The following is a 16,341-nucleotide window of genomic DNA, read 5'->3' as shown; positions in this document are numbered from 1 at the left end:
CGGCGGGGGCGGCGGCGGCGCCGGGGATCAGGTCACCAGTCACCGCTCCATCCAACCACGCAGTCCGCGCGGTGCCCCCCACGGGCGGGGGCACCGCCGTAGGGTGAGGCGCCGTGTCGTTGGTCACCATTCCCGGAGGACGGCCCATGCCCGATCGTTGCCAGGACCACCGCTGATGGGCGCGGTCATCGAGATCGAGGGGCTGCGCAAGACGTTCCGCAGCGTACGCAAAGGACACCGGGTCGCGGTGGACGGCTTCGACATGCTGGTCGAGACCGGGCAGGTCCACGGTTTCCTCGGCCCGAACGGGTCCGGCAAGACGACCACCCTGCGCGCCCTGCTGGGCCTGGTCGGTCCGGACGGCGGCCGGATGAGCGTGCTGGGCGAACCGGCACCGGAGCGGCTGGCCCGGGTGGCCGGCCGGGTCGGCGCGATCGTGGAGAGCCCGCAGTTCTTCGGCAACTTCACCGGCCGCCGCACGCTGCGGCTGTTGGCCGTGGCGGGTGGGGTGCCCACCGCCCGGGTCGACGCGGTGCTGGAGCAGGTCGGCCTGCGCGAGCGCGGCGACGACCGGGTGAAGGGCTACTCGCTCGGCATGAAACAGCGACTCGCGGTCGCCTCGGCGCTGCTCAAGGAGCCGGAGCTGCTCATCCTGGACGAGCCGGCGAACGGGCTGGACCCGGCGGGCATCCGGGAGATGCGCGATCTCGTGCGGTCGCTGGCCGCGTCCGGGGTGACCGTGCTGATCTCCAGCCACATCCTGGCCGAGATCCAGCTGATCTGCGACCACGTGACGATCGTCTCGCGGGGCCGGCGGGTGGCGGCCGGCCCGGTGCGGGACGTGCTGGCCGGCTTCGACCGGCACGAGTGCCGGGTACGGGTGTCCGAGCCGGAGCGGGCGGCGGAGCTGCTGCGGGGCGTCGGGATGTCCGTCACCGTGCACGACGGGCTGCTGGCGGTCGGTGGGGCGCAGGAGCCGGAGCTGATCACCCGTACCCTCGGCGAGCAGGGGCTCTGGGTCGGCGAGCTGACCCCGATCCGGCCGGACCTGGAGAGCGTCTTCCTCGAACTGACCGCCGCCACCCCACATCCGGCGCTACCGCGGCAGGTCGGCGGGTCCGACCTGCCCGGGGAGGGACCCGAGACCTCGATGATCGACCTCGACGCGACCGGCGACCGGAGGGTGGACTCGTGAACCTCGTCCGTGCCGAGGTGGAGCGGCTGGCCGCCCGCCGTTTCGCCCAGCTGATGCTGGCGCTGTTGGTGCTGGCCTTCGTCGTCACCGCCGCGACCACCCTGGTCGGGTCGCACCGGCCCTCGGCGCCCGAGCTCGCCGCGGCCCAGGCGCAGGTCGCGCAGGCGATCAACGGCATGGAGGCCGAACACCAACGCTGCCTGGCGATCAAGTCGGGCCAGCTACCGCTGGACGAGGGCGTCTACCTGCCCAGGGACTGCAGCGAACTGGACCCGATGCTGCAGGACCGGCTGCCGGTGGTTTCCGACTACCTGGACCAGGTGTTCGTCTTCGCCCAGCAGGCCGAACCGCTGACCTATCTCCTGATCGCCTTCCTGGTGCTGTTCGGTTTCCTGGTGGGCGCCTCCTACATCGGCGCCGACCTGAACTCCGGCGGGGTGGTCAACCTGCTGCTCTGGCGGCCGGGCCGGCTCGCCGTGCTCGGCGCGAAGCTGGGCACCCTACTCGGGGTGATGGTGGTGCTGTCGGCGCTCTCCACGGTGGCCTACCTCGGCACCTTCTGGCTGATCGGGCAGACCGCCGGGCTGCCGGGTCAGCTCGACGGGGTGTTCTGGCGGGAACTGGCCACGGGGTACGGGCGCGGCATGGTGCTGGTGCTGCTGGCTTCCGTGTTGGGCTTCGGCATCGCCACGCTGGGCCGGCACACCTCTGCGGCGCTCGGCGTGTTCGCCGCGTACGCCGTGGTGTGGGAACTGGGCGCCCGCATCGTCTTCGAGATCCTGGACGTGGCGCGGATGGAGCAACTGATGCTCTCCACGTACGTGGAGGCCTGGCTCACCGGTCGGGCCGAGTTCTTCGAGGACCGGGTCTGCCCGGGCGGCGAGGGGCTGTGCAGCGGGAGCTACACGATCACCGGGGGGCCGGCGCTGGCCGTGCTGCTCGCCCTGACCGGCGCGGTCACGGTGGCCGCGTTCGCCACGTTCCGCCGGCGTGACCTGATCTGATCCGCCGGCCGTGCCGGGGCGCGGGGCGCTCCGGCACGGCGCGGGCGGCGACGATGGTCAGGCCACCGTCGACCCGAACACGTCGTCCCGGACGGCGTCCAGCGCGGTCCGCAACGCGCCCCGCAGAATCGGCTCCTCGGTCACCCCGGTGGCCACCACCCGGGGCCGGACCAGGGTGATCGCCGCCACCTCGTGCTGGACCCGCTCGGCCAGCGCCGCGCCACCGGCCTGCCCGACCTCGCCGGCGAGCACCACCAGCGGCGGGTCCAGCACCACACAGGTGCTGGCCACCCCGAGGGCCAGGCGTCGGGCCAGTTCGTCGAGCATCGGTCCGCCGGTCGTGCCGGCGGCGATCGCGGCCCGCACCGCCCCGGCGGCGTCCTCGGCCTCAAAGCCGTGCTCGCGTGCCACCGCACTGACCGCGTCGGCCCCCGCGAGCTGCTGGAACGCCGGCTTGGCGCGGCGGGACACATCGCGCGGGATCGGCACCCCGGGCACCGGCAGGTACCCGATCTCGCCGGCGGCTCCGCTGCTGCCGTGGTGCAGCCGCCCGCCCAACATGATTGCCAGGCCCACACCGGCACCCACCCACACCAGGACGAAGTCCGCCAACCCTTCGGCCGCGCCGGACTGCGCCTCGGCCACCGCCGCGAGGTTCACGTCGTTCTCGAAGACCACCGGGGTGTCCAGGTCCGCACGGAGCGCGGCGAGCAGGCCCCGGTGCCAGCGGGGCAGGTTGAACGCGAAGGTGATGTCGCCGGTGGCCGGATCGACCAGGCCGGGGGTGCCCAGCACCACCCGGCGCACGCTCGACAGCTCCGCCCCGGCGCTGCTGGCCGCCTGGACCACGGCGTTGTGCACCACCCCGACCGGGTCGTCGGTGTCCCGGGTGGACTGCTCGACCCGCCCGACCACCGCGCCGGTGATGTCGGCGCAGGCCGCCACCACCCGCTCCGCGCCGACGTCCACCCCGACCACGTATGCGCTGCCCGGCCGGACCGCGTAGAGCTGGGCGTTCGGGCCCCGCCCCCCGGCCTGCTCACCCACCCGGGTCACCAGTCCGCGCTCCTCCAGCCGCTCGACCAACTGCGAGGCGGTGACCTTGGACAGGCCGGTGAGTTCGCCGAGCCGGGCCCGGGTCAGCGGACCGCGCTCCAGCAGCAACTCCAGGGCCGCGCGGTCGTTGAGCGCCCGCAACAGGCGGGGGGTGCCGGGCAGCCGGGTCGCACTCATGCCACGTCCTCTGTTTTCCACGAACTTTGCCAACCGCGGTGGATCTACGGCGGAGTGCCCGTAGCGTATCCGCCGCCCGGTTCGACCGGACTCGGACGACCGACGACGGGGACGCGACGCGCGTGCCGTTCGGCACGGAAGGGGGAACAACACGGTGGGACGGGACCCGGGGCTGCGCCGGCTCGCGCTGGGCACGTTGCTGGCCGCGTACCAGGGGCCGACGCCACCGGGGTGGGCCGTCGACCTGGTCGCCGAGGGGTTGGCCGGGCACACCCTGTTCGGCACCAACGTCCACGACCCGGCCCAGGTGGCGGCGAGCACCGCGGCGCTGCGCGACGGCCGCGCCGACGTGCTGGTCGCGATCGACGAGGAGGGTGGTGACGTCACCCGGCTGGCACACGCCACCGGCAGCCCGTACCCGGGCAACGCGGCGCTCGGCGCGGTCGACGATGCCGCGCTGACCCGGCAGGTCTACGCGGCCATCGGCCTGGAGCTGGCCGCCCTCGGGGTCACCGTCGACCTGGCCCCGACGGTGGACGTCAACTCCGCCGACGAGAACCCGGTGATCGGCACCCGCTCGTTCGGGGCCGACCCGGGCCGGGTCGGCGTGCACTCCGCCGCCGCCGTCGAGGGCCTCCAGTCGGTCGGGGTGGCCGCCTGCGCGAAGCACTTCCCCGGTCACGGCGCCACCGTCACCGACTCGCACCACGAGCTGCCCACGGTGGACGTGTCGCCGGCCGTGCTACGTGAGCGGGACCTGCCGCCCTTCGCGGCGGCGATCGGGGCGGGGGCGCGGGCGGTGATGACCGCGCACATCCGGGTGCCGGCCCTGACCGGGGACGGGCCGGCCACCTTCAGCCGGGCCGTCCTGGTCGACCTGCTCCGCCGCGAGTACGGCTTCACCGGCACGGTGATCACCGACGCGCTGGAGATGAAGGGCGCGGCGCTGGCCGCCGGTGGGGTGGGGCCGGCGGCGGTCCGTGCCCTGGTGGCGGGGGCCGACCTGCTCTGTGTCGGCGCGAGAGTGGACGCCAGGCTGGTCGAGCACGTCGCCGGGCGGATCGTCGAGGCGATCGGGGACGGCCGGCTGGACCGGTCCCGGGTGGAGGAGGCGGCCGGCCGGGCCGCCGCGCTCGCCGCCTGGACCCGAGCCGCCGGCACCGCGCCGACCGCGGCCGCCGACGGCCTCGGGTACGCCGCAGCGCGCCGGGCTGTCCGCGTCGAGGGGGACGTCGGCGGGCTGGTCCGGCCGCTGGTGGTACGGCTGCACGCCGCCACCACCCGTGCCCGGGGCCGGGTGCCGTGGGGTCTCGGTCCGCACCTGATTGGCCTTGAGGAACTGCGGGTGGTGGCCGCCGAGACCGATCCGGCGGAGTTGGGCAGGGCCGCCGGGGGCCGGCCGATCGTGCTGGTGGGGCGGCACCTGCACCGGTTGCCCGGCGGCGCGGCGTTGGTCGAGGCGCTGGCGGCGGCGTACCCGGTGACGGTGGTGGAGATGGGCTGGCCGGGCCGGTGGCGGCCGGCCGGGGTACGCGCCTTCGTCACCACCTTCGGTGCGAGCCACGCCAGCGGCCGGGCGGCGGCCGAGGTGCTCGGTCTGGCCAACTGAGGGCGACCGCCAGGCGGCGCAGGCGTCCGGGGCGACGCGCGTCACCATCGGCCCACGACGTGCGGGCACGCTCCGTCACCGTCGCCGGGAACCCGACAGCGCGTTCCGCCGCAGGTCAAGTCCACTACCGGACACTCCCGATCGGGCGATTCCCTCTTGCCGGGCGAACAATCTGTACGTAGCGTCACCAGCACAGGACCAGTCGGCGGGGTGCCGGCTCACGGCGGGCCTGGGGAAAGCTGCGGACCGTGGATTTGGCCCGGAATCCACGGTCCGCTCCCGCCGCCGTGCCACCTCCCGAGGGCGTCATGGCGGATAGACGCCGAACGACCGCCAGCCCCGGTCGGGGAAGCCGGCCGCCCCCGCGACCCGGGCGGAGGCGAGGTTGGCCGGGTCGTGCCGGTACGTCGGGACCGCCCCCTCGTCGAGCACCCGCCGGGCGGCCTGCGCCACGAGTCGGCGGGCCAGTCCCCGGCCACGTGCCGCCGGTGCCGTGCCCACCGCGAGTTCGTGGCCGTGCGCGTCGTGCCGCTTGACGCCCACGCCGGCCAGGTAGCCGCCGTCGGCGTCCCGGACGACCAGCACCTCCCGGTCGAACAGGTGCAGCCAGGACGGGAGGATGGGCTCGGAAGGGTCGATCCACTCCCCCACGTCCGGCAGCGGCGCGGGTGCGAGGCTCCACCGGAAGGTGTCGCGGTGGACGACCCACCCGGGCTGACCGACCGCGGCGGGAAGCCCGGCCAGCAGGCCGGTTTCCGGGCCCCGGGCCAGGGCCCGGACCGCCGCGACCCGCTCCGGGGGCACGGAGAGCACGGTGCTGTCGCCGGCGCGCACCGCGATCGCCGGGCGGAGCCGGCCGTCCCAGGCCGGTCGATTCCGCCGTCGGGAACCCACGACGTGCAGACCCGGGCCGGCGGGCCACTGACCGAGCCAGGTGACCAGATGCAGGTAGAGCCGGCGGTCGAGCACCGCAGACCTCCCTCACCCCGATCCGGTACGACGAACCGTGATCACCGTACGCCGGACCGGCCGGCGGGGCTTCCTGATCGGGCGGGCGCCAGCCGGTTCGGACCCCGCCCGCCGGGGTACCGGTACCGGGCGCCGCGATACACAGAATTTACCGGCATCGATCGATCGTCATATCGATTTCCATACATGTACAACTTTCCTTGGGATGGTAATGGTCATGCCGAAGCAGCCGAATGACCGGTACCAGCAGGACAGCGAGCGGGCGTGGCGGGCGGCGGAGGCCGCCGGGCGGTTCCCGGGCCAGCCGCCGTACCAGGAGGCACGGACCGGGCACGGGGCGAAGGCGGCGCTCTCCTGGGGCGACCTCAACAGCCTGCCGGCCGGCACCTCCTCCCGGCGCGGCCTGAGCACCCACTGACGGAGGGGACAGCGGCGACACACCCGGGGCGTCCAGCGCCGGCTTTCGCACACCTGTCGGGTAGCGTCTTCTGGTCTGAGTCCCGGCCAACGACAGGAGAAGCTCCGCGCATGGGCAAGAAGACGATCCACGTCTCCGACTTCAGCGGCACGGTGCTGCGACCCGACGACGACATGGTCAAGGTCGTCGTGCTCGAGCACCCTGACCTGGTGGCCGGGCCCGTGCAACTGGACGCCACACCGGCCGAGGTGGAGAGCATCGACGACGCGGCGCTGGACGTCGCCGTCGTGGAGATCCACGACCGGCACGGCCACGGTGAACCACGCCGCGTGGTGCTGACCGCCAGCGAGTTCGACGCCATGGCCACCGACACGCCGATGGCCCAGTTGCTGAAGACCGCCGAACGGGTCCGCCCGCCGAAGGCGCGCAAGACCGCGGAGAAGCCGGACTACGGCACCATCGAGCACGCCGGGAAGCCACACCGGGGCCGGGTCACCGAGGAGGAGGCCCAACTGGTCCGGGATCGGCTCGACGAGGTCAACAAGCGGCTCGCCGACGCCGGCATCCGGCAGATCGACCCGGCCGACCCCGAGCACGCCGCCCGGTACGGCTTCGCCGCCACGCCCTGACGGCGCACCCGTCGGGGGCCGCACGGACGAGTGCCGCCACCGGTGGTCGGCTCACGGCGTGGGCGGGCCGACCAGCGCGAACCGGTGACCCGACAGCCGCCGGGCCAGGTTGCCGGTGCGGAACATCAGGCTGCCCGCCACCTCGCCCAGCGGATCGGGCAGGAACCGGCTCATGGTCAACTCGGGTTGGTCCAGGTAGCCGGCGGCCAACGGGGCGCCGGCGACGTACAGCTCACCGACCTCTCCCGTCGGCACCGGTCCGAGCTGCGCGTCGAGGACGTACCGCCGGACGTGCGGCAGCGGCTCCAGGTCACCGGTGCCCGGCACCACCGCCGCGCACAGCATCGAGGTCTCGGCGAAGCCGACCACCTCCACCTCGTCGAGCGCCCCCCCGGCGCGGTCGGCCCGCAGCCGCCACCGGACCGGAGCCGGCGCGGCCCGCCCCCGGCCGGCGGCTGCCCCGGCGGCCCGTCCCGGGTCCCGCTCGGGCAGGACCAGCTCCGCGCCGGTGAGCAGCGCGCGCAACGCCACCACGGCCGTCTCCGGCGCACCCGGAGGGGCCGGCGGCAACAGCCGGGCACCGCCACCCAACGGGGGCAGCCCACAGTCACCGGCGAGCCAGGCCAGCTGCCCACCACGCCACACCACACCGGCGACGCCGGGCCTCGGCGGCAGCACCACAAGCGACGCCTCGGCGTGCTCCCCGGCGGTACCGGCCACCGCCGGCTCCAGCGCGGCACAGGCCTGCCATGCCGTACCGGTCACGCCCTCCCAGCGGGCCAGCACCATCGGCGACCACGGCAGCGCGGCCACGGACCCGGCTGGCGCCAACACCAGGCCCGGCTGGGCACCCGCCACCGCCGCGACCACACCGTCCGGGCGCCCACCCGCCGACAGGACACAGGTGGCGCCGGTGACCAGCACCGCGAGCGCGGCGACGAGCAGATCCGGAGCGGCGTGCCCGGCGACGCCGACCCGCTCGCCCGGACCGACGCCCGATTCGGTCAGGCGCCCGGCCAGATCCTCGACCAACTCCCAGAGCAGCTGGTAGGACACCCGCAGATCACCCACCGACAGCGCCGGGGCGTCCGGCTGTTCCCCGGCCGCCTTGCGCAACAACCCGACCAGCGTCGCGGGCGCCATCGGCGACGGCCGCCCGTCACAGGCCCGCGCCGCACCGGCGCTGTGCAGCTCCGCCACATGCCGGCCGCACGCCTGGATGGTGCCGGCGAACGGGACCACGCGCCACCCCCGCGGCGGGCGTCGGCCGATCGGCCAGACCGCGAAATCCCTGGCCTCGGTGGCCACCAGTTGGAAGTAGCGGGGCTCCTTCCGCCCAAACATGTGATGCTCCCAGACTCCCGGACACGGAACAGGCGTTTGCGACGGGGTGACGCGAGGCCCGCACGGCACCGGCGAACCCCGACGACATCCGACCCGACGAACCTAGGCGACTGCGGTCACGGCACGGTCATGCCCGTCGGCCCACCCGCGCGGTCAGATCGTGGTGGGTTGGTCGTCCATCGGCTTGATCAGCCGCGCGGCGGTCGCCTTCCGGATGGCGTCCACCCGGGACACCGCCTGCAACTTCGCGTAGATGTTGGTCAGGTGCCGCTTGACGGTGGCCTCGGTGATGAACAGCCGGCTGGCGATCTGCGCGTTGCTCATCGCTTCCGCGATGAGGCGGAGCACCTCCAGCTCCCGGGCGGTCAGCGGCGTCCCGTTCGTACGCGGCTTCTGCCGGTCCAGCCGTTCCACCGTCTCCCGGGACACCGCCAGCAGGACGCTCTGGGTGGGGCGCCGGACCACCGAGCGGACCGCGGCGACCAGGTCGTCCCGCAGGATCGTCTTCAACAGGTACGCGACCGCGCCGGCCTCCAGCAACTCGTGCACCATGTCCGGGTCGTCGTGCATGGTCAGCACGATCACCCGGGTTTCCGGCGCCATGCGCCTGACCTGTCGGATGATGGCCGACGCGCCCGGCCCGGGCATCTCGACGTCGAGCAGCAGCACCTCCGGCCGCAGCCGGACGGCCAGGGCCAGCGCCTCCGGCCCGGACGACGCCTCGCCCACCACCGCGAACTCCGGCTCGGTGGACAGCATCTCCCGGATGCCGTCGCGCAACAGGTTGTGGTCGTCGGCCAGGCACACCCTGATCTGCGGCCGGAGGACAGCGCTCACAGGGCCGCCTCGGAGAACGGGATGCGCACCTCGACCCGGGTGCCCCGGCCGGGGGTGCTGGTCAGCTCCAGGACGCCGTGCAGCAGCAGGGCCCGTTCGTACATCGAGGGCAGGCCGCCCCGCGCCCGGTCGGGATCGCTGGTGTCGAAGCCGCACCCGTCGTCCACCACCGTGGCGGCGACGGCGTTGTCCCCCACGTCGACGGAGAGCTCCAACCGGGTGGGATCGGCGTGCCGCAACGCGTTGCGCGTCGCCTCCCGCATGATGAGGTACAGCTCTTCGAGCACGTCGGGCGGCAGCACCTTGAGGTCGCCGGTGGTGGTGATCGAGTACTGCACCGAGGCGGGCGCGTTGGCCTCCAGGTAGGCACGCAGGGTGCGTTCCAGCCCGTACTCGCCCACTGACCGGCGCAGCTCGGCGGAGAGGTGCCGTACCGTGCGCAGGGCCTCGTCCAGCGACTCGATGGCTCTGTCGATCTTGGATCGGGCCTGCGCCGGATCCCGGTCGACGTAGTGCCGGTGCAGGTCCAGCTGATGCAGGGTCAGGCCCATCTCGTGCAGCACCCGGTCGTGCAGCTCCCGGGCTATCCTGGTGCGTTCCTCCTGGCGGGAGGCCTGGAGCTTCTCCATCAGGAAGGCCACGTAGGACAGCGACGCCAGCGCAACCCGGGCCATGATGGCCTCGTGCAGGGCCCGACTGAGCCGCAACGCGCCCGCGCTGTCCGTCGACGGCAGGTCGCGGGTGATGACCGGGAGCATGACCTCGAACAGGGTGGTCGCCGCACGCAGCGACTGCACCGGGTGAATGCCCCGGCGGGCGCGGTCGGCACCGATGTTGACGTTGAACAGCCGGGCCTCGCCGACCAGCTCCATGGGGGGTGCCTCGGACACGGACACCCGGGCGGTGATGTCGTCGAGCACCGCCTGGACCTGGACCGCCAGCTGCGCCAGGACGTCCGGGCCGTTGACCAGATCGCTGCCCTGCCGGCGCAGCGACTCCTGAAACGCGTCGACGATCTCCCGCGCCGTCGAGGACAGTTCGGCCTCGGCTACGGGCTCCATTGCGTACGGCTTCGCCACGGATCCCCCCGCTGTCTCGCCCGAGGCTACCACGGTAGCGCCCAGGTCGCGGAGAGTAGATCCCCGGTCGTCTATACGAACCGTCCACAGAGGAAGGATGCGAGGACCGCCGCCCTCTACCTCCTCCCGTTCAGAGCAAAAAGAGGCCCAACACCGTCAGGTGGACGGCGTACTGGCTGGCCATGAAGATCCGGTACGGCTGGCGCTGCCGCCGTCGGTCGGTGGCACCCGCGCCGGTGAGCACGCAGCAGACCACCGCGCCCGCGCCGACGGCCAACACGGTTGCCGGCGCCACCAGCGCCGGTGCCACCAGCAGGGCACCGGCGAGCAGCACGCCGCCGGCCACGACGACCAGCCCGGCCATCAGCCGGCGGGCACCGCGGTCGCCGAGCAGCACCGGCAGGGTACGACGCCCGGCCGCCCGGTCACCGGCCACGTCGGACAGGTCCTTGGTGGTGCCGGCCAGCGCCATCCACAGCGACATGGCCACCATCATCACCATCAGCTCGGGCTTGACCGGGCCACCCGCAGCCGCGCTCCCGGCCAGGTAGGTGACGATTCCACCGGCGGCGACCACCAGGACGAAACCCAGCATGTTGCCCTTCTGCGGACGGGGACCGGCCGAGTACAACCAGCCGAGCGCCAGCATCAACGCCACCAGTCCGGCCATCCACGGCGAGACCGCCCCGGCCAGCGACAGCGCGACCCCGGCCAGGCCGATCACGATCCGCCGGGCGGCCCTGGCCGGCAGCGCCCCGGTGGCCAGCGGCCGGGTCGAGCCGTTGCGGCGGTCCTCGACCTGGTCGGACAGCCCGTTGAGCAGGTAGACGCACCAGGTCGCGCAGAGCCAGGCGAGCGCGCCGAGCAGCAGGGTCGCGGGGCGGGCGACGACCCCCTGCGGCGCGGCGACCGCCGCACCGGCGAAGAACCGCAACTGGAAGATGACCTGGACGACCGGCCGAGCCTCGCGCCAACTCGCCGACACGTGCCGGCCGCCCTCCACCAGGGCCGCGAGGATCGGCGCCAACGGCCGGACGACACCCTCGACGCGGAAAGACCGGTCGGGCCTGATTACCGAGTGATAGGTCATGCCAACAGAGTGGCGGCGGAAATCCTTTTCCGGTTCATCCGCGACACTGACCCGGCATACGACCATGGTCGTAGGCGCGGTACCACCAACGGGCACCTTCGCCACTGCGGCAGAACCCGCCACCTTGGCCACCCCAGCGCCGCTATTTATGGTCGACCCGTCGTTCCCGACGAGGGGACCGACGGAATGTGGCGGTGCCAGATGTCGAGCAATGTAGGAACGTCGAGCGTCGAGCTGTTCGGCGAATTCCGGATGTCCATCCATGGTCGTCCCGTCACCAACTGGCGGGCCGGCAGGTCACGGGCGCTGGTCCAGTACCTGTTGGTCCACCGGGGCCGGCCGGTCAGTAGGGACACCCTGCGCGAGGCGTTGTGGCCACATCTGCCACCGTCGGCCGGCGCCACCTCGGTGAAGGCCGCGGTGCACGGCGCCCGGCGCGCGCTGTGCGGAACCGCCGACCGGCCGGCTCCGGTGCAGATCTGTTCGGTGGACGGCGGCTACCTGCTCCGCGCGGACCAACTGTGGATCGACGTGGCCGCCTTCGACCGGCGGGTCAGGGCCGCCACCGCCGCCGTCGCCGCCGGCGACCACGGCGGCGCCGCCGGTCACTTCCGGCGCGCGTTGGCGATCTACCGGGGCCCCCTGCTGCCGAACCAGGACGCGGACTGGGTGGTGACGGAACGCGAGTGGCTCCGGACGCAGGCCCTGCACGCCCTGCGGTTCCTCAGCGACCAGGCGCTGGGCGTCAACGACCTCTGGACCGCGATCCGCTGGAACCGCCGGGCCCTGGACGTCGACCCGTACGACCCGGCGGCGTTCGCCGTGCTGGCCGACTGCCACCGCCGGCTCGGCCTCGACGCGCAGGCCCGGCGCTGGGACGACCTGGCCGCGAACCGGCTGGCGGAGGTGTGACCGTCGCCGGACGCCGATCCGCCACGACTGGAAGGAGCAACATGACCACCACGACCTCGCTGGACCACCCGGTGCGCACCACGCCCGGGGTGGTCCGGCCCGCAGGAGCGCGGTTCCCGGCCGGGCGGCCGGGCACCGGGCTCGCCCCGCCCGCCCCGCCGCCGTCGCTGCGGAGCCGTTGTCGGGGGCGGCTGCTGCGGATCCAGCAGTTCCTGCTGAGCGCCGCAGACGATTGTCCGCCGATCCTGCTGTACGTCACACAGCGGAACTGACCCCACCTGCCACCCGAATCTGAACCCTGAGTCGAGGGCGTCCCGCACGTCGCGGAAAGGCGTGCGGGACGCCCTTTTCCGTGCCGCGCGAATGCGCTCTTGGTCGTAGTACTCCTGCCACCTTCGAGGAAATCCCACGCGCATCGGGATCCGCCACCTTGGCCAACGATCCACCCGTCCCTAACGTCGTGGGCACCGATATTCCTGGACGTCCTTCCAGGACGTCGAATGCGAAAGGGAGAGGCCGGTGGCCGCTGATCAGCAGACGGTGTCGGTGATCGTGCCGAACTACAACTACGAGAAGACCCTGGGCGCGTGCCTGGACGCCGTGTTCGCGCAGACCCACCGCCCGTACGAGGTGATCGTCGTCGACGACGGCTCCACCGACCGGTCCCGGGAGATCGCGGCGGGATACCCGTGCCGCGTCGTCTCAGGCGGCGGCAACCGGGGCGTGTCGGCGGCCCGCAATCTCGGCGCCCGGGAGGCGCGCGGCGACATCCTCTTCTTCGTCGACTCCGACGTGGCACTGCGGCCCGACGCGATCGCCAACGCCCTGGAGGTGATGGCGGCCGACCCGGAGTGCGGCTGTGTGCACGGCACGTACGACACCCGCCCGCTCTACGACGACGGGCCGGTCGAGCACTACAAGGTCCTGCACGCGCACTGGTGGCGGCGGCGCAGCGTGGGCCGGGTGAACACCGCCGTCTTCGCGCTGGCCGCGGTGCGGCGCTCGGTGTTCCTGGCGGCCGGGCCGTTCCACGAGGGGCTCCGCGACGCCGAGGACGTCGAGTACAGCGACCGGCTAGCCCGGGTGACCACGATCCGGCTGACCGACACGGTGGTCGGCCGGCACGACGACTGCGCCGGATTCCGGGCGATGCTGCGCGAACAGTACCGGCGCTCACTGCCGCTGGCGGCGTTCGCCGGGGCGCACCGGATGCGTGCCGGCAGCGTCGCGGTCAATCCCGCCCTGGGTGTGCTGACCGCCCCGCTGGTGCTCGCCACGCTGCCGTTGGCGCTGGCGCACCCGGCCCTGCTCGCCGTGCCGCTGGCCTGCTTCGGGCTGTTCCTGCTGGCCGACCCGGGGCTGCTGCCGTTCGTCCGCCGGGAACGGGGGCTCGGCTTCCTGGCCTGGTTCGTCGGGGTACACCTGGTGGCCCAGCTGGCCATCGTGGCCGGCGTGACGGCCGGCTGCGCCGCCCGGCTGCGCGGCACCGGCACGCCACGGCCGCTGACCCTGGCAGAGGGCCGGTGATGGGCGACCGGCGGAGCTGGCGGTGGGTGCGCAGCGCGCTGACGGTCGCCTTCGTGGCGGCGGTGGTCGGCGGGGTCGCGCTGGCCCTGCGCGGACAGCAGTGGTCGACGCTGGGTCGGTTGCTGCGACCGGAGACCATTCCCTGGCTGCTCGGCGCGTTGCTGGTCACCTCGGTGGGGCTGCTCTGCGGCACCCGGGCCTGGATGCTGACGCTGGCGGCGGTCGGCGCGCCGGTGCCGGCCGGTGCCGGGATCCGGATGTTCTTCGTCGGTTTCCTCGGCAAGTTCGTCCCCGGCCGGCTGTGGGGCCTGCTGGCCCAGATCCGGCTCGGCGAGAAGGCCGGGGTCAGCCGGGCCCGGATGGCCGGCACGTACCTGGTGAACCTGGTTGTGGTGCTGCTGACCGGAGGCACGGTGGGCCTGCTGGTGGCCCCGGCCGTGCTCGGCTCCGGGCTGGCCTGGTTGGCCGTCCCGGTCACCCTGCTGACGGTGCTGGCCGGCTGGCCCCGGGTGATCGACACTCTGGTCGATCTGGCTGCCCGGCTGACCCGCCGGCCCCGTCCGGCGACACTGGACCGGCCCGCCGACGTGCGCCGCTCGATCGCGTACCAGAGCCTGTCCTGGCTGCTCTCCGGCGTGCACCTGTGGATCGTCGCGGTCCTCCTCGGCGCGGACGCCCGCGCCGCCCTGCCGGTGGCCGTCGGCGCGTTCGCCCTGGCCACCACGGCCGGCACGCTCGCCCTGTTCGTGCCGGACGGGGCCGGCGTACGGGAGGTGACGATGGTCGCCGCCCTGGCCACGGTGCTGCCGCTGCCGGCGGCGGTCACCGCGGCGATCGCCAGCCGGGTGCTCACCACCCTCGCCGAGGTGCTCACCGCCGCGGTGGCGCTGGTCGCCGTCGCCGTCCGCGAACGCACCGCCCGAGCCACCGCCGCCCCGGACCGGAGGGCCGCCGCCACCGCAGCGCACCGCACCGGCCGGCATCCCGCCGAGCCCGACGCCCGACTGACCCCCACCCCGGGCTGACCTGCCCGCCCACGAATCCCCGTTGTCCGGAAAGGAAACCCCATGTCCGAGCTACTGACCATCGACGCCGCCGAGCAGCTCTCGATCAACCAGGTGCAGGACCTGTACCGCAGGTACGTCAACAAGAGCCAGGTCAGCCTGATGACCTCGTTCGGCTTCGGCCGGGAGCTGGTCGACCACGCCCAGGGCGCCTACATCCACACCCGCGACGGGCGGGCGATCCTGGACTTCACCGGTGGTGTCGGGGTGCTCAACCACGGTCACAACCACCCCCGCATCCTGGCCGCCCGCAAGCGCTTCCAGGAGCGGCAGCGGATGGAGGTCCACAAGACCTACTTCTCGCCGTACCTGGCCGCGCTGTCCCACAACCTGGCCGCGGTGTTCCCCGGCGACCTGGACATGTCGTTCCTGCCCAACTCGGGCGCGGAGGCGGTCGAGGGCGCGGTCAAGCTGGCCTACAAGTACCACGGCGGCAGGCGCAACACGATCCTGCGCAGCGACATCAGCTTCCACGGCAAGCTGCTCGGTTCCGGCAGCCTGACCGGCAGCGCGCAGAACCACTTCAAGTTCCCCGGCATCCCGGGCGTGGTCAGCTTCCCGTACGACGACCTGGACGCGGTGCGCGCGGCGGTCGACGCCACCCGGGACCGCCGGGGCAGATGCGACGTGTACGCGATCCTGATCGAGCCGTTCAGCGCCTCGACGATGCGCTGGTGCTCGGAGGAGTTCCTGCGCGGCCTCCGGGAGCTGTGCACCCGGGAGGACATCGTCCTGATCTTCGACGAGATCTACACCGGGTGGGGCAAGACCGGCACGATGTTCTACTTCACGCGCTACCCGGGGCTGATCCCGGACGTGGTGACCACGTCCAAGTCCTTCGGCGGCGGCAAGTCCTCGATCTCCGCGTACGTGGCCCGCCGGCCGATCTTCCACAAGGCGTACGAGAGCCTCAACGACGCCCTGTTGCAGAGCACCAGCACCACGTACTACGGCTTCGGCGAGGAGACGGCCACCGCCATCGAGGCGATCAACGTGGCGGTCGAGGAGGACTTCCCGGCCCGAGCCCGCGACATCGAACGGATCCTGGCCCCGGGGTTGGCGCGGATCGCCAAGGAACACCCGGACGCGGTTTCCGAGGTCCGCGGCGCGGGCGCCCTGTGGGGAGTGTTCCTCGACGCCCCGCGCGCCCTGGACGTGGTCGCCAAACTCGCGCCGGGCGGCCTGGCCCGCGACCCACAGTTCGGTACGAAGCTGGTCACCTGCGCGGTCATCAGCGCCCTCTACCGAGATCACGACATATACACGTACTACACGCTCAACGGGAAGAACCCCCTGGTGGTGGGCCCCCCGCTGGTCGTCGACCCCACCGACGTGGAGCGCTTCGTCGACCGGCTCGACCAGACACTCGCCCAGGGCCTGCCCCGGCTGGTCACCCGTTTCGTCAAGGAGAAGGTGTCGTCGCTGTGGTGA

16 protein-coding genes are annotated in these 16,341 nt (G+C 73.1%); 10 read left to right on the top strand and 6 right to left on the bottom strand.

Going from position 1 to position 16,341, the window contains the following annotated elements:
- The first annotated feature begins 175 nt into the window (after positions 1-175).
- Together E1165_RS08105 and E1165_RS08100 are read left to right on the top strand one after the other, a co-directional pair.
- A complete protein-coding gene (locus E1165_RS08105) occupies positions 176-1,195 on the top strand; it encodes an ATP-binding cassette domain-containing protein (RefSeq protein ID WP_132389287.1) in 1,020 nt (339 codons plus the stop codon).
- On the top strand, positions 1,192-2,199 hold the full coding sequence (locus E1165_RS08100) for an ABC transporter permease (protein WP_132389285.1): 1,008 nt from the start codon (positions 1,192-1,194) through the stop codon (positions 2,197-2,199). Before E1165_RS08105 ends, E1165_RS08100 begins: the two co-directional genes overlap by 4 nt.
- Positions 2,200-2,256: 57 nt before the next feature.
- Here E1165_RS08100 and E1165_RS08095 read toward each other — a convergent pair whose 3' ends face one another.
- A complete protein-coding gene (locus E1165_RS08095) occupies positions 2,257-3,432 on the bottom strand; it encodes an ROK family transcriptional regulator (protein WP_132389283.1) in 1,176 nt (391 codons plus the stop codon).
- 154 nt (positions 3,433-3,586) lie between these two features.
- Between E1165_RS08095 and E1165_RS08090 the strand changes: the two genes are divergently transcribed.
- Entirely contained in the window at positions 3,587-5,041 is a 1,455-nt protein-coding gene (locus E1165_RS08090) for a glycoside hydrolase family 3 protein (RefSeq protein WP_132389281.1), read from the top strand.
- Between the two features lie 306 nt (positions 5,042-5,347).
- Here the strand turns inward: E1165_RS08090 and E1165_RS08085 are convergent, their stop codons facing one another.
- Positions 5,348-6,010 (bottom strand): GNAT family N-acetyltransferase, encoded by a 663-nt coding sequence (locus E1165_RS08085; RefSeq protein WP_132389279.1) that lies wholly within the window; start codon positions 6,008-6,010, stop codon positions 5,348-5,350.
- A 217-nt stretch (positions 6,011-6,227) separates the two neighbouring features.
- Between E1165_RS08085 and E1165_RS08080 the strand changes: the two genes are divergently transcribed.
- Both E1165_RS08080 and E1165_RS08075 read left to right on the top strand, forming a co-directional pair.
- Positions 6,228-6,428 (top strand): DNA repair protein, encoded by a 201-nt coding sequence (locus tag E1165_RS08080; protein WP_132389277.1) that lies wholly within the window; start codon positions 6,228-6,230, stop codon positions 6,426-6,428.
- A 110-nt stretch (positions 6,429-6,538) separates the two neighbouring features.
- A complete protein-coding gene (locus E1165_RS08075; RefSeq protein WP_132389275.1) occupies positions 6,539-7,057 on the top strand; it encodes a hypothetical protein in 519 nt (172 codons plus the stop codon).
- A 51-nt stretch (positions 7,058-7,108) separates the two neighbouring features.
- Here the strand turns inward: E1165_RS08075 and E1165_RS08070 are convergent, their stop codons facing one another.
- The 4 genes from E1165_RS08070 to E1165_RS08055 form a co-directional block, all read right to left on the bottom strand.
- Positions 7,109-8,401 carry an AMP-binding protein gene (locus E1165_RS08070; protein ID WP_132389273.1) on the bottom strand — a complete coding sequence of 431 codons (1,293 nt, stop codon included), beginning with the start codon at positions 8,399-8,401 and terminating at the stop codon, positions 7,109-7,111.
- 153 nt (positions 8,402-8,554) lie between these two features.
- Positions 8,555-9,238: a response regulator transcription factor gene (locus tag E1165_RS08065; RefSeq protein WP_243704650.1), complete on the bottom strand. Its 684-nt coding sequence runs from the start codon at positions 9,236-9,238 to the stop codon at positions 8,555-8,557.
- A complete protein-coding gene (locus E1165_RS29790) occupies positions 9,235-10,299 on the bottom strand; it encodes a sensor histidine kinase (protein WP_132389269.1) in 1,065 nt (354 codons plus the stop codon). Before E1165_RS29790 ends, E1165_RS08065 begins: the two co-directional genes overlap by 4 nt.
- Positions 10,300-10,447: 148 nt before the next feature.
- Positions 10,448-11,407 carry a UbiA family prenyltransferase gene (locus E1165_RS08055; protein WP_132389267.1) on the bottom strand — a complete coding sequence of 320 codons (960 nt, stop codon included), beginning with the start codon at positions 11,405-11,407 and terminating at the stop codon, positions 10,448-10,450.
- Positions 11,408-11,608: 201 nt separating this feature from the next.
- Here E1165_RS08055 and E1165_RS08050 point away from each other — a divergent pair, with 201 nt between their 5' ends.
- From E1165_RS08050 to E1165_RS08030, 5 genes are all read left to right on the top strand, one after another.
- The gene (locus E1165_RS08050; RefSeq protein WP_165945170.1) at positions 11,609-12,319 is read left to right on the top strand and encodes a BTAD domain-containing putative transcriptional regulator; all 711 of its coding nucleotides are present in this window, start codon (positions 11,609-11,611) and stop codon (positions 12,317-12,319) included.
- 41 nt (positions 12,320-12,360) lie between these two features.
- Positions 12,361-12,591, top strand: a complete 231-nt coding sequence (locus E1165_RS08045; protein ID WP_132389263.1) for a hypothetical protein — start codon at positions 12,361-12,363, stop codon at positions 12,589-12,591.
- A 247-nt stretch (positions 12,592-12,838) separates the two neighbouring features.
- Positions 12,839-13,846: a glycosyltransferase family 2 protein gene (locus E1165_RS08040; protein WP_207916738.1), complete on the top strand. Its 1,008-nt coding sequence runs from the start codon at positions 12,839-12,841 to the stop codon at positions 13,844-13,846.
- A 26-nt stretch (positions 13,847-13,872) separates the two neighbouring features.
- Positions 13,873-14,871 carry a lysylphosphatidylglycerol synthase transmembrane domain-containing protein gene (locus tag E1165_RS08035; RefSeq protein ID WP_165945169.1) on the top strand — a complete coding sequence of 333 codons (999 nt, stop codon included), beginning with the start codon at positions 13,873-13,875 and terminating at the stop codon, positions 14,869-14,871.
- Between the two features lie 141 nt (positions 14,872-15,012).
- A complete protein-coding gene (locus tag E1165_RS08030; RefSeq protein WP_207916744.1) occupies positions 15,013-16,341 on the top strand; it encodes an aspartate aminotransferase family protein in 1,329 nt (442 codons plus the stop codon).

The sequence above is a fragment of the Micromonospora sp. KC723 genome (assembly GCF_004348595.1).
GTDB lineage: Bacteria > Actinomycetota > Actinomycetes > Mycobacteriales > Micromonosporaceae > Micromonospora.
Note: the sequence above shows the minus strand (reverse complement) of the source record. Positions and strands in the feature narration are given on the sequence as shown.